This window comes from Bacillus badius NBRC 15713, from assembly GCF_001591605.1.
GTDB classification, from domain to species: Bacteria; Bacillota; Bacilli; order Bacillales; family Domibacillaceae; genus Pseudobacillus; species Pseudobacillus badius.
Map to the genome: position 1 here is coordinate 61,521 of NZ_BCVF01000017.1, position 15,925 is coordinate 77,445.

General features: G+C 44.5%; 13 protein-coding genes. 12 read left to right on the forward strand and 1 reads right to left on the reverse strand.

Annotated features, from left to right (window positions below):
- Nucleotides 1–13 precede the first annotated feature (13 nt).
- The 11 genes from BBA02S_RS10455 to BBA02S_RS10500 all read left to right on the forward strand — a co-directional run bounded on the left by BBA02S_RS10455 (nucleotide 14) and on the right by BBA02S_RS10500 (nucleotide 13,395).
- Nucleotides 14–1,600, forward strand: a complete 1,587-nt coding sequence (locus BBA02S_RS10455) for a coiled-coil domain-containing protein (RefSeq protein ID WP_041113170.1) — start codon at nucleotides 14–16, stop codon at nucleotides 1,598–1,600.
- Nucleotides 1,601–1,814: 214 nt separating this feature from the next.
- Nucleotides 1,815–3,323 carry a glycine betaine uptake BCCT transporter gene (locus BBA02S_RS10460; RefSeq protein WP_041100909.1) on the forward strand — a complete coding sequence of 503 codons (1,509 nt, stop codon included), beginning with the start codon at nucleotides 1,815–1,817 and terminating at the stop codon, nucleotides 3,321–3,323.
- Between the two features lie 208 nt (nucleotides 3,324–3,531).
- Nucleotides 3,532–4,119 (forward strand): lytic transglycosylase domain-containing protein, encoded by a 588-nt coding sequence (locus tag BBA02S_RS10465; protein WP_041113171.1) that lies wholly within the window; start codon nucleotides 3,532–3,534, stop codon nucleotides 4,117–4,119.
- A gap of 23 nt (nucleotides 4,120–4,142) precedes the next feature.
- Entirely contained in the window at nucleotides 4,143–4,907 is a 765-nt protein-coding gene (locus BBA02S_RS10470) for a thermonuclease family protein (RefSeq protein ID WP_041100913.1), read from the forward strand.
- Between the two features lie 100 nt (nucleotides 4,908–5,007).
- Nucleotides 5,008–5,148, forward strand: a complete 141-nt coding sequence (locus BBA02S_RS20640; protein ID WP_156136660.1) for a hypothetical protein — start codon at nucleotides 5,008–5,010, stop codon at nucleotides 5,146–5,148.
- 187 nt (nucleotides 5,149–5,335) lie between these two features.
- Nucleotides 5,336–6,376, forward strand: coding sequence for a YeiH family protein (locus BBA02S_RS10475; RefSeq protein ID WP_231557137.1), 1,041 nt, complete (start codon nucleotides 5,336–5,338; stop codon nucleotides 6,374–6,376).
- Nucleotides 6,377–6,433: 57 nt separating this feature from the next.
- Complete coding sequence (locus BBA02S_RS10480; RefSeq protein WP_041113172.1) at nucleotides 6,434–7,333, forward strand: selenium metabolism-associated LysR family transcriptional regulator; 900 nt, start codon at nucleotides 6,434–6,436, stop codon at nucleotides 7,331–7,333.
- A 129-nt stretch (nucleotides 7,334–7,462) separates the two neighbouring features.
- Entirely contained in the window at nucleotides 7,463–8,188 is a 726-nt protein-coding gene (locus BBA02S_RS10485; protein ID WP_041113173.1) for a GntR family transcriptional regulator, read from the forward strand.
- Between the two features lie 327 nt (nucleotides 8,189–8,515).
- On the forward strand, nucleotides 8,516–9,880 hold the full coding sequence (locus BBA02S_RS10490; protein WP_041100919.1) for an aspartate aminotransferase family protein: 1,365 nt from the start codon (nucleotides 8,516–8,518) through the stop codon (nucleotides 9,878–9,880).
- Between the two features lie 31 nt (nucleotides 9,881–9,911).
- Nucleotides 9,912–11,681, forward strand: a complete 1,770-nt coding sequence (gene xsc, locus BBA02S_RS10495; RefSeq protein WP_041100921.1) for a sulfoacetaldehyde acetyltransferase — start codon at nucleotides 9,912–9,914, stop codon at nucleotides 11,679–11,681.
- Nucleotides 11,682–11,868: 187 nt separating this feature from the next.
- A complete protein-coding gene (locus BBA02S_RS10500) occupies nucleotides 11,869–13,395 on the forward strand; it encodes an APC family permease (RefSeq protein WP_041113174.1) in 1,527 nt (508 codons plus the stop codon).
- An 88-nt stretch (nucleotides 13,396–13,483) separates the two neighbouring features.
- Here BBA02S_RS10500 and BBA02S_RS10505 read toward each other — a convergent pair whose 3' ends face one another.
- Nucleotides 13,484–15,238, reverse strand: coding sequence for an AAA family ATPase (locus BBA02S_RS10505; protein ID WP_041100925.1), 1,755 nt, complete (start codon nucleotides 15,236–15,238; stop codon nucleotides 13,484–13,486).
- 390 nt (nucleotides 15,239–15,628) lie between these two features.
- Between BBA02S_RS10505 and tlp the strand changes: the two genes are divergently transcribed.
- Nucleotides 15,629–15,865, forward strand: coding sequence for a small acid-soluble spore protein Tlp (gene tlp / locus BBA02S_RS10510; protein WP_041100927.1), 237 nt, complete (start codon nucleotides 15,629–15,631; stop codon nucleotides 15,863–15,865).
- The last annotated feature ends 60 nt before the right edge of the window (nucleotides 15,866–15,925 follow it).

Consider the following 15,925-nt stretch of genomic DNA (forward strand, 5'->3'; position numbering starts at 1 on the left):
GGACGGATTGATTATGATGGAAGGCCGGCAATTGGCACATTCACTCGTGTCGCTAAAAGGTGCGCATTTGCGCTTTGTATATGTTATGCTGCATGATTTGAATTTTTGGGATCTTGTTTCTTCCAAAACGAAGGACTTGGTCTCAAAAGAACAATCTGCTCATTTTTATGAGTGGCTGCAGAAGGAAGCCGACAAATTAAATGTAGTAAAGGATGAAGAATTACAGCTTGATTTGCTGCTGGAGTTAAGCAAGGCGCTTAAGCTTCCGATGCGGCTGTTAGATGATCCTTATAAAGTGATAAAACAATGCGAAGAAATTATTGAAGAAGCTTTTCAGCAGCTTCAAAAGCAATATAAGGATTTCGCCAAGTCATTTGACCAGTTTCCTGAGAAAAACAAGGTGGAGTTTCTTGTTCATTGGGAAATGACCCAGCTGTACAGACATATGAATGCTCAGAAATCCAAAGCTGAAAAAGAAGCGGCCGCCATGATTTGGGTAGATGAAATGTTAGCCTTTATTGGACAGCTGCCAACTTACCAGCAGGAACAGCTGAAGGAGCGGATTCACCTGTCGGAGTGGACAAAGGCTGAGCTGCATGCAGCTCTTTCAGACGATCCTTTTCTTGTTTTTACTGCCATTGTGGAAAAGACAGGCTTTGGTTTTTATAAATATTTGCTTCAGTGTTTTTCAAATACAGGACAGGCGTCTGCTTTTGCACCACAGGAGGCTGCTTATTTTTCCTGGATGACAAATCCGGATCTGCTGTTATCACTCATTTTCAAAGGAGGCGGAATTCTTTACCGCTATCAAAACCTGTTATTTAACAAAGGATTATTGCCGATGGTTTTATTTGAAACAATGCTTCCTTATTTGGCAGACCAGCTGTCTGAAGAAGAACAGGATGAGGAGCTGGCGATCATTAATCGTTCTTGGAATAAGCGGTTTGATGATTACAGAAACATGCTGCGCTCAGTCAATGAAAAAGTTCAAAAGCAAAACGACTGGAAAAAAGGGCTGTCCATTTTAGAAGAGGAGCTGCGGGAGGTAGAGACGGTGCTTCGGCAAACAGAGGCTTACAACCAGCAGCTTCATGGAAAGCTGACACAGCAATTAAAGAAAGACCCGGCCCGTCCTTATTTCGGTGAGCTAAGCGTGAGGAACAATCGGCTGCAGGAGGATTTAAGAAGAGTAGAAGCAAAGTTAGCCAAGCAGGAAAAAGAGAAGAAGGGAATTATTGGAGCAGTTTCCACCTTTATCAAATCCAGTTATTATCAGACCGAAAAGACCCAGCTTGAAAAGAAAATCGATAAGGTGTTCAATGATATGAGCGCCTTAGTGTTAGATAAATATCATGATTACGAGCCTGAATTGGTTTTGGAAATTCATCTCTCCGATGACGAGCTGGTAAAACTAAACAGCCGCAAACAGGAGATTCAACGCAAGATTGACAAATTTACAGAGAAGCTAACGGAAGCGAAACAACAGGAAAAGCAAATGCGAAGCGCGATTGCGGAGGCGGAAAAGCAAACGTATGGCCTCTCGCAATTATATAAAGCTGCAATGGAAGAACAAACCTTTTCCCAGCATAATGAACGGTAATCGCTTTCTAATCCTCTGCCGGCGTTCATGCGCCCGCGGGGGTTTTTTTTACACGGATGGGGGTAAGGTATAGAGGAGAAAGTGTCTTTACTTGATAGGCTTCCAGTTATTTGTTAGGGTAATAGAGGCTGTCGAAAAAGCGCGATTGAACGCAATTATATACTGCCCATTCCCATGTGCATTAATTTCGTTTAAATAATGAAAGGAGAATTTTGTGAAGAAAATTTCAAATGTCTTTTGGATTACACTCGCTTTGGTGCTCGCTGCGGTTGTATTTGGCGTAGCAGCGCCACAAACGTTTGAACAGCTGACAGGCAATGTTCAAACATTTATTACATCAGCCTTTGGCTGGTATTATTTAATTTTGGTTTCTGGTATTGTTTTATTTTGCTTATTATTAATTTTTAGCCCTGTAGGAGCTATTAGGCTGGGGAAGCCCGGAGAAAAGCCTGATTATTCTACTCCTACATGGTTTGCGATGCTCTTTAGTGCAGGTATGGGAATAGGCTTAGTATTTTGGGGGGCAGCAGAGCCGTTGAGTCATTTTGCGATCGATCCCCCTTTAGCAAAAGCAGGCACAGAAGCGGCAGTTAAAGAATCGATGCGCTATACATTTTTTCATTGGGGCATTCATGCATGGGCCATTTATGCTATTGTAGCGCTTGCGCTTGCTTATTATCAGTTCCGTAAAGGAGAGCCAGGGCTAATCAGCGCAACACTCGTTCCAATTTTAGGAGAAAAGGCAAAAGGCCCGCTTGGCACAGCCATTGACGTGATGGCTGTATTCGCTACCGTCGTAGGTGTAGCTACGACACTTGGCTTTGGAGCGGCCCAAATTAATGGCGGGTTGTCTTATTTATTCGGCACGCCGATCAGCTTCTCTGTGCAGCTGGTCATCATCATTGTTGTCACGTGTTTATTCTTAATTTCTGCTATGAGCGGATTAGGCAAAGGCATCAAAATATTGAGTAATGCTAATATGGTATTAGCTATTGCGCTGTTGGGGCTTATGCTCATTCTCGGACCGACGCTGTTTACGATGAATATGTTTACAGATACCCTTGGCAGCTATTTGCAAAACCTGGTAAATATGAGTTTTCGCATTGCTCCTTTAAATGAGGAGCATCGGACGTGGATTAATGGCTGGACTATTTTTTATTGGGCATGGTGGATTTCTTGGTCCCCATTTGTCGGTATTTTTATTGCGCGTGTATCTAAAGGCCGGACCATTCGCGAGTTTTTAATAGGGACGCTTATTATGCCGGCGCTTGTCAGTTTTTTATGGTTTGCTGTGTTTGGCTCTGCGGCGATTGACCTGCAGTTCTCAGGTGTAGTGGACTTAACAAAAAATGCGACAGAGGAAGTATTATTTGCCGTGTTCAATGAGCTCCCGTGGTCATCTGTACTCTCTGTAGTGGCCGTTGCTTTGGTGAGCACCTTCTTTATTACCTCTGCTGATTCAGCCACTTTTGTATTAGGGATGCAAACAACCTATGGCTCGTTAACACCGCCATCACGTGTGAAGTTGACATGGGGAATTGCCCAATCACTCATAGCGGTGATTCTCTTGTACAGCGGAGGGTTGCAGGCGTTGCAAAATGCTTTAATTATAGCCGCTCTGCCATTCTCAGTCATCATGATATTAATGATGCTGTCCTTGTACCGGTCACTTGCGCAAGAAAGAAAAGAACTGATCAAATCGCTTCGGGCGCCGCAGAAATAGGGCTTGCCTATTTATAGACTAAGCGTGTTTCTTAGGCGTTATTAAAATAAGCCGAACGGGCGCCGATCATTCAAAAATCAGACTTTAGACTGACCGTCCTGTCCGATGCAGGACGGTCTTTTTCTGAACGGCGTTATTTTTGCTTGCAGATTTCCCTTTAGTTATCTAATATAAATGCGAACCGATTTTCTATTTTGGAGAGAACAGTATGAAAAAGAGAAAACTCAAAAAATCAGTAAAAAGAAAATTATTCTTTTTACTAGTTATAGCCGCATTAGTGTATATAGCGTTGAATCAGAAAAGTGCTCCGCAAAATTCTGTTGTCGAATCTTCTATCCCAGAAGAGTTTATTCCGGTGTATCAGGCAGCAGAACAAGAATATGGCGTGCCTTGGGAGCTGTTGGCGGCCCATCATCGGGTAGAGACGAGATTTTCAACAATGGACCCTATGTTGTCACCGGCTGGCGCAGAAGGTCCGCTGCAATTTATGCCATGCACGTTTGTTGGCTGGAGCCATCCGACATGCAGCGGACTTGGAAAGGGAAACATTCCGAATCAAGATAAAGTCAATCCGGCTGTTATTCAAAAATATGGCGGCTACGGGGTGGATGCCAATGGAGACGGCAAAGCAGATCCTTACGATATTGAAGATGCCGTTTTCAGTGCAGCGGCTTATTTAAAGGCGCACGGAGCAGCTGAGGGCAAGTTAAAAAAAGCCATTTATTCTTATAATCACAGCGACCAATATGTAGAGGATGTACTTCATTATTTTCATGCGTATACCTCTAGAGAATAACTATAGAGAAACAGGTGTTTTTAATGAGTAAAATCCAAACTGCTTTATTTCTTGCCGTTTTCTTGCTTATTAGCGGCTGCGCAGCAGAGCCGTCATCGGAGAATCCGGCCGCGCCGCCGGCAGATCCCGCAGAGGATCAGCAAAAGGAAGAGCAACTAGCAGCGGAAGACCGGCTGCAGGGCACAGTTGTTTACGTGGTTGATGGCGACACGTTTGATATTCAATTCACCAGCGGCAAAAAAGAAAGAGTGAGAATGACCTTGATTGATACGCCGGAAACGAAACATCCGCGCCTCGGGGTTCAGCCATTCGGTCCGGAAGCTTCAGCTTATACGAAAGATCTTTTGACAGATAAGCAAGTATCTTTAGAAATGGATGTTCAAGAACGCGACCGTTATGGACGTGTGCTTGCCTATGTATGGCTGGACGAAGAGCTTGTAAATGAGCAACTGGTCGCCAAAGGGCTGGCGCGCGTAGCTGTTTTTCCGCCGAATACGAAATATGTTGACCGCTTTGAAGAGGTGCAGCAGCATGCCCGCGAGCAGCGTCTCGGCATTTGGTCAGTGGAGGATTATGTAACTGACCGCGGCTATAGGGCAGAACAGCCTGAAGGCGGCGATCAAGCCTCTTCCCAGCCCGCTTGCCGAATAAAAGGGAATATATCAGGCGGGGGAGAGAAAATCTATCATATGCCGGGAAACCAGTCTTATGAAGCAACAAAACCTGAACAAATGTTTTGCACAAAAGAAGAAGCAGAAGCGGCGGGGTTCAGGGCAGCTAAACGGTAAAAAGCTTTTCCCTCTTGTAATGTGACTAGTCTATGAGGCACCATTTCTTTTAAGGTGCATAAGATATTATGACAAAATCACCTGCGGAGGGGAATTTAAAATGAGCGAAAAAAATAAGCCGGAAGAAAGAGTAGGCATGACAGAGGAAGAACGCCAGGAGCATATGCGGCGCGTGAATGAATTTTGGTGGGGAAAGCGCCCTGCTCCAAAACAGGAGGAGCCTCCTAAGAGAAATAAGTAATGCAGTAAAGCGACCTGTACAGGTCGCTTTTTTTGTGCAGAAGTCATTGGCGCGTTCGCTGGGATGGCTTGGCAGGTTCCTGAGCCGGCTTTTCATGAAGGAATACAATAACACTTATCAGATAATCAAAATAATGGAGCAGCCAAAGTATGTTACGGTTAATGTAACTACTGCGGAGGTGATCAGGTTGGAAGCACCAAAATTACAGTCCTATACAGAGGAGAGACGGAAAAAACAGGGCCAATTTCGCGGAGCGGCAAAAGGAGTGTCGCTCACTTTGCTGATCGCCATTGTTTCGGGTTTAATTGCGAAGCTGCCTTTTTTTCAAATTATGGGCATGATGATCTTATCCATTTTGATCGGAATGATATGGAAAAACACTGCTCAAGTCAAGCAAGATTACCAGCAGGGCATTCAATTCAGCAGCAAGGTCCTGCTGCGGGCCGGAATTATTTTGCTTGGTTTTCGGCTCAATTTGCTGGATATTGCAGCGGCCGGCTATGCTGTTTTGGCAACGGATGTTTTAGTCATTACATTTACAATGCTGTTTATCCTCTTGCTTGGAAAAGCGTTCAAGCTTGATAAGCAGCTGTCAATGTTGATTGCCGCAGGAACAGCGATCTGTGGAGCAGCTGCTATCATTGCGGTTGCCCCCATTATGAAGAACAAACAAGAACACACGGCTATCGCTGTTTCATGTATTGCTATTTTAGGAACGATCGGTGCACTGCTCTATATCTTTTTGTTTCCCTACTTGCCTGTCAGCAAGTATGAGTACGGGGTGTTGACGGGAGCGACGCTTCATGAGCTTGCCCATGTCGTTGCCGCTGCTGTGCCAGGAGGGGAGGAAAGCAGTCAGGCTGCGATCGTCGTCAAACTTGGAAGGGTGCTGTTATTAATACCTGTGGCTTTAGTGATCAGCCTGATTGTCAACCGGAAGGAGCTTGCAGAAAAAGGGCTGAAAAGCTTGCCGGTTCCATGGTTTATATTTGGGTTTTTGTTTACCAGCTTTATCAATACTCTTCACTTTCTTCCTGACAGCATCGTCTCTTACTGCCTGTTGCTGAGCACTTATCTGCTGGCGATGGGGATGGCCGGGCTTGGGTTGAATGTGAATTACAAGGATTTTGCCAAGGAAGGCATCAAGCCGGCAGCAGTCGCTGTGGCCGGTTTCGCCGGACTGCTGGCTTTGTCGCCGCTGATTTTATGGATCTTTCGCGCGATTTAAGTGAAAAAGCTCTTCTCGTTCATTTATAATGAAAGGGGAACAGAGGGGAGAAGAAAAATGAATTTAGAGTATTTACGGTTATTTTATGCAGTAGCAAACAATAAAAACTTTTCGCAGACGGCGAAAGAATTGCACATCTCCCAGTCATCTGTCAGTCTGCAGATTAAGCATTTGGAAGATATGCTTCAGGCAAAATTGTTTGAACGGACAACAAAAAAGGTCGAATTAACGCCGGCAGGGCAAATACTATATCAGAAAGCAAAAAAAATGCTTTTCTTAATGAATGAGATTCAAAACGAGCTGCAAGAGCTCAAAGGGGAGGTAGCTGGCCATTTAAATATCGGAGCCAGCCTGACCATCGGCGAGCATGTGCTGCCATTTTTAATTGCCGGCTATAAAAAGCGGTACCCGCTCGTTGATGTGCATTTAAAAATGTGCAACTCTGAGCAGATTATCGAGAAGTTGTATAAACACGAACTGAATCTGGGCTTTATTGAATCCATGCTCTCGTACCCAAACTTGAAGCAAATCCCCTTTCAGGAAGATGAGCTTATTTTAATTGCTTCAAGCTCCTCCCAAATCATTGAAAGCACGCGCCTGTCAAAGGAGGAGCTCACATCCTTGCCGTTTATTATTAGAGAAAAAGGATCGGGAACGAGGCAGGTGATCGAAGGCAGTCTCAGAAAAAATGAGGTTGACCCCAACCAGCTAAAGACGGTTTTAGAGCTTGAACATACAGAATCCATCAAAAGTGCGGTGGAAGCGGATTTGGGCATCGCCATTATTTCTAAATCCGCAGTGAAGAAGGAATTGCAATTGGGGACTTTAAAAGAAATAAAGATAGAGGGGGTCACATTAACAAGGCAGTTTTATATGGTTTATTTTGAAGAAGCGCTACAGCTGACAAGCAAAAAATTGATAGAGCTCGTTTTCTCCCAATCAGGCAGCTTATCTTAAAACCTCTTGCGTTCTCATGTTTTTATACAAGGAGAACGCAAGAGGTTTTTTAGGAATTGTTTTACAATCTTGCCCAATCATCATAAGATAAAAAGAAGAAAGAACAATTACAAGGAAAGGGGTATTCATATGGAGAAGCTGAACCCTAAAGATCCGGTGCCGCTTCATATTCAATTAAGAAATAAAATTGAAGGCTTGATTAATGAAGGGCATTACCGCAATAAAATTCCGAGCGAGCGGCAATTGATGGATGAATATGAAGTAAGCAGGAGCACAGTAAGAGAAGCTGTTGCACACCTTGTCAGGGAGGGGATTGTCGAAAAAGTCCATGGCAAAGGGACATTTATTTCTTCGAAAGTGATTCAGGACTGGCTCGGTTCATTAACGAGCACGACAGAAACCATCCGAAAGATGGGAATGGAACCGGGAGCAAGACTGATTACACATGGAATTATTGATCCGCCTGAGGAAATTGTGGAAGCCACGGGCTTTCAAAAGGCTTACTTTATCAAACGTGTCAGATATGCGAATGATATCCCGCTTGCTATTGAGCTGCAATATTATCCTGTTGATATCGGAAGTCAATTGGCAAAGTTTGATATTGACAAAGGAACGCTGTTTGACTTGATGGAGGAAAACTTGGGCATTCAGCTTGCTGAAGCAGAACAGTTGATTACGAGCGGCTTTTTAAGTGCGGAAGATGCGGAGCTGCTAGAGGTTGCGGATTCGTTTAACGTTTTAAATACAGAGAGAAAATTGATGGATCACTCGGGCAGGCTGATTGAATACTATGTGGCTTCTTTCCGGTCTGATATGTACTCCTTTCGCATAAAGTTAAGCCAAAGAAACAGTTAATGAGAGGGCAGCCGCATGAAAAGCAGATCTGCTCTCTGCCAGTTGGGCTGTTGTCCCACCTATTAAAAAAACGGATAAGACTAAGCTGATTTTACAATAGGTAATATAGTTAGAATAGATTGAATATTTTAAAAACGTGTGTTTTAATATAAATAACAACGATGATACATCAACTGGTACGGACGACATGACGACATGATGTGACAAATAGTTAAGAAGGGAGCGGGTTAGACGTCAAAGAAATTTCCTAATAAATTCGCTGCAGAGCCAGCTGAGTTTAATAGATGATTAACTACTTGTGATTACTTGTTAAAGGGGGAAAAGAGGATGACTCAATTAGAAGTGCGAGACAGTGAAAAGCTGGAAAAACAAGATCTTGATCATTTGTGGCATGCGATGAGCCGGCATGTAGAAGGCGGTAAACCGATGATTGCCGAGTCAGGAGAGGGAGCGTGGTTTACCGATCTGGAAGGCAAGCGTTATCTGGATGGGGTTTCAGGGCTTTGGTGTTTAAACTTGGGACATGGGCGCGAGGAAATTGTAGAAGCAGCCGCTGAACAAATGAAAAGGCTTTCTTATTTTCCGCTTACATTGAGTCATCAGCCGGCGATTGAATTATCTGCAAAAATAAGCGAGCTTCTGGGAGATTCCTATAAAACCTTTTTCTCAAACAGCGGTTCTGAAGCGAATGAAACCGCTTTCAAAATTGCCCGGCAATATCATCAGCAAAATGGCAATCCGGGAAAATATAAATTTATTTCCAGATATCGTGCGTATCATGGATCAACGCTTGGGGCGCTAAGTGCGACCGCGCAAGCGAACCGGCGCGTGAAATATGATCCAGGCGTGCCAGGCTTTCTCCATGTTCCGCCTCCATATAGTTACCGTTGTCCCTTTGGAGAGGAAGTAACCAATTGTGATAAAGTCGCTGCTGATCAAATTGACCAAATGATTGTGTGGGAAGGAGCCGAATCGGTCGCTGCCGTTATTATGGAGCCATTTATTTCCGGCGGCGGAGTCATCGTGCCTTCGAGCGATTATTTGCAAAGAGTGGCTGAAATTTGCAAAAAGCATGATGTATTGCTGATCATTGATGAAGTTGTTTCGGGCTTTGGCCGTACAGGCAAGATGTTTGGCTTTATGCACTCTGAGGGAGTACAGCCGGACATTGTAACGATGGCGAAAGGCTTGACGAGCGGATATTTGCCGCTTGGAGCGACTGCTGTTCATTCCCGCATTTATGAAAAATTCAAAGAACAAGGCACAGATAATCACCTTCGCCACGTCTCAACATACGGAGGGCATCCGGCAAGCTGTGCTGTCGCTTTAAAGAACATTGAAATTATTGAGCGGGAAGGCATAGTCGCAAGGGTAGCCAGGCTTGGAGAAACATTGTTGAGTAAGTTGCATGAGCTGGCTGATCATCCGTTTGTCGGGGAAGTGCGCTCTAAAGGCTTTTTGTACGGCTTGGAGTTAGTGAAAGATAAAGAGACAAAAGAGCCGATTGCCGACCCAGTCATTGGTGAGATCATTGCCAAGTGCAAAGAGAAAGGATTAATTATTGGAAGAAATGGTGATACAGTGCCCGGTTTTAACAATGTTCTTATCGTAGCTCCGCCGCTCTCTTCGACAGAAGAAGATTTGCAGTTTCTTGTCAACACGATCTTTGAAGTCTTTCAAGATACTAAATAAAAGAGATGATCAAAAGAGAGGATGAAAAAATATGGTTAAAGCAGAAAAAGAACTAAAAGTGATGCAAGGGAAAAAATTAAAGATGACGCCAAGCGAGGCCATTGTTGAGACCCTGCTTGCGGAAGGCATTGATCAAATATACGGTATTCTTGGCTCAGCCTTCATGGATATGCTGGATTTGCTGCCAACAGCCGGCATTAAATTTATTCCGGTTCGCCATGAACAAAGTGCGGCTCATATGGCAGATGCCTTTACACGGATCACTGGAAGGGCAGGAGTGGTGATCGGACAAAACGGTCCAGGAGTGACCAATATGGTTACATCCGTCGCAGCTGCTAACATGGCCCATACGCCGATGATCGTCATTGCCCCGTCTGCCGGTACTAAGACAATCGGATGGGACGGCTTCCAGGAATGTGATGAAGCTTCGGTATTCGATAAGATTACGAAGGCAACAGTAAAGGTGACACACCCGAGCCGTGTGGCAGACTGTTTGCGCACCGCTTTCCGCCTGGCATATGCCGAACGCGGACCGGTTCTTTATCATATCCCGCGTGATTACTTCTACGGAGAAGTAGAAGATTATATTTTAAAGCCGTCACAATATCGTGTGGAGAAGAAGGGCTTTGGAGATTCCCAGGCTATTGATCAAGCGGTAGAGCTGCTGAAAGCCGCTAAAAACCCGGTGATTATCTCAGGCAGGGGGGCAGTTGATGCAGACGCTATTGAACTTGTGAAAGATCTAGCGGAGAAGTTAAGTGCGCCGGTAGCTGTTTCTTACATGCATAATGATGCATTTCCGGCAGACCATCCGCAAGCCGTAGGACCGATTGGTTATATGGGTTCCAAAGCGGCGATGAATTCTTTGAAAGAAGCAGATGTTCTTTTGGCCATTGGAACGAGACTATCTGTTTTCGGCACACTTCCATGCTACGACATTGACTATTTTCCGAAAAGTGCTAAAATTATTCAAATTGATATTAATCATCGGAATATTGCGCGAACGCATCCGGTGGAAGTCGGGATTCTTGGCGATGCTTACGATGCTACAGCAGAAATTTTAAAACGGTTGGCAAACAGCGGTGCCTCCTTTGAGCCAAATAAAGAACGCCTGCAGCAAATGGCTGTTGAAAAGGAGAAGTGGGAGCAAGAGCTTGTTGATCTGGCTATGGTGCCTGGCCAGCCGATGAATCCGAGAAGAGCTCTGCTGGAAATTAATCGGGCGCTTCCAGATCATGCGGTGGTTGCTTCTGATATTGGCAATACATCATCTACCTCTAATGCCTATTTAACATTTAATCAGCCGCGCAAGCACTTAGCCGCTCTGACATTTGGAAACTGCGGCTTCGCCTATCCAGCGGCTATGGGAGCTGTTCTGGCTGATCCGTCCTCTCCAGCCTTCTGTATTGTTGGAGACGGTGCTTGGGGCATGAGCCTCCATGAGGTAAGCACAGCAGTAGAGCAAAATCTGCCGGTCATTGCTTGTGTATTCAATAATGGTGCTTGGTGTGCCGAGAAGAAAAATCAGGTAGACTTCTACAATAATCGTTTTGTGGGAGCGGATATTGAAGGGCCCAACTTTGCCGAGGTAGCGAAAAGCATGGGGGCTCAGGGAATCCGTGTAGATAACCCGGAAGACCTGCGACAAGCGATTGAAACAGCGCTTGCCGCAAAAAAACCAACGGTCATTGACATTTTAGTGGATGGCACACAATTGGCACCGCCATTCAGAAAAGATGCACTGCAAATGCCGACGCGCCTGCTTGAAAAATATGCACACCTTGATCATAAAAACTGGTAAAGACAAAAGGGGCTTTCTTGAAAAGCCCCTTTTTTTAAAAAACATGTTTCCTCCATCTGAGAAAAGGCTATCTATTGATACAGCTTGCTGCAAATTAGAAAGCGGCAGACCAATTAGTATTTTTGATTAGCTGATTAAAGCCATATGAAGAAGCAGTCGGATAATCCGGCAGTACAGGAGGTATACGATGGAAGAAAGGGTTCAGCTTGATAAAACATTTAAGCCGCATTGGGTGTGGGCCATTGCACTAGGATCTGCAATTGGCTGGGGAGCCTTTATATTGCCAACGGAATGGATGGCAAAAGCGGGGCCGGCCGGAGTGATTATCGGTTTGCTTCTTGGCGGTTTCATTATGATGATTATTGCTGTAAGCTACGGCATTCTCATAGACAAGTTTCCGGTTTCGGGCGGAGGCTTCACATATGCTTACCTTGGATTTGGCCGAACACATGCCTACTTTTGCGGCTGGTTTTTAACGCTAGGCTACATTTGCATTGTAGCTTTGAATGCTTCAGCGATGGCGCTGCTTGGAAAATTTCTTTTCCCTTCCATTACAAATACAATCTTTTTATATGAAATCAACGGATGGCAAGTTTATCTAGGGGAAGTCCTGGTTGCAAGTGCTGTCCTTATCTTTTTCGCTTGGTTTAATATTAAAGGCGCTTCCTTGTCAGGACAGCTGCAATTTATCTTCTGTCTGATCCTTGTTTTGGGAATCATATTATTAACAGCCAGCATGCTCTTGCACCCCGCCTCCGGTTTCACTCATATGACGCCAGCCTTTAAACCAGGAATTGCTCCTATTGCCGGGGTTGTAGCGATACTTGCTGTTGCTCCCTGGGCTTTTGTCGGATTTGATAATATCCCTCAAGCAGCAGAAGAATTTAATTTCCCGGCGAAGAAAGCTTTCTCTTTAATTATTTATTCTATTATCGTTGCCATCTGTTTATATGCTTTTATGGTGATAGCCACAGCTGTCGGCGGACCTTGGCAGCAGCTTGTTGCCGGCAAGCCGGTATGGGGAACGGGAGATATTGTTTCTCAAAGGTTAGGTGTACTAGGGGTTATTTGCTTGGCCATCTCAGTTTGTATGGGGATCTTTACAGGGTTAAATGGTTTTTACGTGTCAGCAAGCCGCTTAATGTTTGCGATGGGGAGAGCGCAAATTCTTCCCGCTGCCTTTTCTACATTGCATAGTAAACATAAAACTCCTTATATTGGAATCTTGTTTACTTGCGTTCTTTGTTTGCTGGCTCCGTGGTTTGGCCGCCCTGTTTTATTATGGATTGTGGATATGTCAGCGATTGGCGTCACGATTGCGTATCTTTATACGTGCCTCGCCGCATTTAAACAGTTTGTCTGGGGATTTGAAAGCGATTACTTAAGAGGGAGAAAAGGGGAGAGTGAGGAAGAGGGAAGAACGGTTTCACCGGTCAAGAAGCTTATCTGCCTTTTAGGGATATTGTCAAGTATCGTCTTTTTAGCCTTGCTGCTTGTCCCTGGCTCTCCATCTGCTCTTGGAGCCCCTTCCCTTATTGCTTTAGCTGTTTGGACACTTCTTGGAATTGCTTTCTATATGTATAAGGCAAAAGATTATCAGAAAGTGCCTAAAGAAACACTTGATTATTATATTCTTGGAAAAGAAATGCCTGAGGAATATAGGGAGGGGGAGAAAAAAGCATTCGCTGAGCTGGAATGGGATGTTTCTAAATGAGACAAGGCTTGCCGTTATACAGAGAAGTAAATAAAACAGGATGCACTGAATAGGTGCATCCTGTTTTGCGGTTTAATAATAAAGGTATTTAAACGAGCACAGCTTCTTTTTCGCTCACTTCATTTGCTTTAGAGGAGCCATTTACAATTTGCTCTACTTCCCAGCCCTCTAGCGTTTCTTTTTTTAATAAGGCATCAACTAATTGATGAAACTGGTCTTCCCGTTCAGCGATCAGTGTTTCAGAGCGTGAGAGCGCTTTTTGGAAAAGCTCCTGCATTTTCGTTTCCCGTTCCATTTTCCCGAATGTAAGGGTGAACCCGTCTTGCAAGACGCCCATATCGACCATTTGTTCAATAATTTGCTTGGCCTGCTGCACGTCGCCGCTTACCCCAATGCTATGTTCACCAAGAAATTTGCGCTCAGCTGTCCCGCCTGACAAGATCATGGCTACTTGATCCATCAATTCACTGGCAGTAGACAAATGGAGTTCCTTTGGGATAGGAGCCACATAACCTAACGCCTGTCCTCTTGGAATGATTGTTGCTTTTCTGACAGAACCGGGCTTAGTAGCAGCAGCGACCAGCGCGTGGCCGGCTTCATGGATGGCGACACGGCGCTTTGTTTCAGGGTCTTGAAGCGTGCGGGAAGTGCTGCCGAGAATCGTGCGGTCGAGCGCATAATCAAGGTCGCTCTTTTCGATGACACTTCGCTCGTTGCGGATCGCGCTGCGGCTGGCCGTCTCAAACAACGAACTTAATTCTGCACCCGAAAATCCGGACGTGCTTTCTGCCAGATCTTCAAGCCGGGAAAGCACATTGTCAGCAAGTTTTTTTCCTCTAATGTGGATGTCAATAATTTCGCGTCTGCCTTTCGTATCTGGAAGCGGCACAAGGAAAGAGAAGTCAATCCGGCCCGGACGAAGGAACGCTTCATCAAGCATATCTTTTCTATTCGTGGCGGCTATAAATAAGATATCATCGTTAGAGTGGCCGCCATCAAGCTGAACGAGCAGTTCAGTTAACGTTCTTTCTGCCTCCTCGCCGCCATGGGCTTTGCGCCGTCCGGCCAGAGCATCCACCTCGTCAATAAAAATGACGGCAGGTTTTTGCTTTCTAGCTTGTTCAAACAGGCTGCGGACGCGGGAAGCACCGACCCCGACGAATAGTTCAGTGAACGCAGACCCGCTTGCTGAAAAGAAAGTGGCATTCAGTTCCTTGGCGATCGCCTGTGCAAGCAGCGTTTTGCCCGTTCCCGGAGGACCATATAACAAGATTCCCCGCGGGGCCTTTACTCCAATTTCAGCTGACCGCTCAGGATTTTTTAGTATAGCCAGCGTTTGTTTAATTTCAGCTTTCATTTCAGCGGACAGTCCCCCGATGTCATTTAGTGTAATAGAAGGAAGAGGAACCGCTTTTGATAAGCTGTTTTTCATAGCTTTTGTTGATGAATTTGCTCCGCTTCGTCCTTTTTTATAAAGAACAGCTGCCAACGCAATAACAGCGAGCAGGACGCCGCCGATAATCCAATTATCATACGGTCCTTTATTAGAATAGGAATAGCGGATATTATATGTTTCAACCAATCTGTCTACTGACGAGCTTCCAGGGGAAGTGTAGGAGACGTATTGATGATCCTTCGTTGTCAAATAAAGGGCGCCATCTGGCTTTTCCTCGAGAGAAACGGGTGCGCCATTTTGTTCTTGTATAATCTTTTCCATTGAGGAAAAGGAGACAGTGACTGGCTTATCAACATCTTTTAACGACCAGGAAACCGCCGCAATAATGATGGCGATTAAGGCGAACAGCGGAAAGAGCTTTTTCATTAAATTGGATTTAGCTTCCACTCAATTCAACTCCCTAAATAATATATATATTTATTATAAGTATTTAAACTTATATATAAATAGGTAAAATGTAATGTATATATTGTTAAAATAAAGAAAATCAATCATTTGGCAAGCTTAAAAAACCATTAGACGTGGGAAAAAGGTTTTGAATAGCAATAGCTGTTTATAAAGCATTGTATAGAGGGAGATAGGCATTTGTCTATATATTTGCTTCTAATTTTGTTCAGAGCTTCAGCTGTATGATATAAATACATTTGTGTTCGAAAGTGAAAAAATATGTAAATTTAGGTATGTGCAAAATTCATAAATTCCACAAATTACCTCGTTAAAGACTAGGCGAATAGGAAAGGCTATTGTATGAATCATCATCAAAAGGAGGATTATGGAATGAACAACAAACCGAAACCAGATGACAGATCAAACAATGTAGAAAGACTTCAGGACATGGTGCAGAATACAATCGGCAATATGGAAAGAGCAGAAGAAACTATGATGAATGCCAATTCCGAGCAGCGCCAGGAAATTGAAGAAAAAAACGCACGCCGCAGAGAAAGCATTGCCGGTATGCGCGAGGAAATAAAGGATGAGGCAACCGCTCGTGAAAATGGACAAATAGAGGGATAATAAAAAGGCGCACACATGCGCCTTTTTATTTTTCTTGCAGATGGACCCGGTTGATTTCCA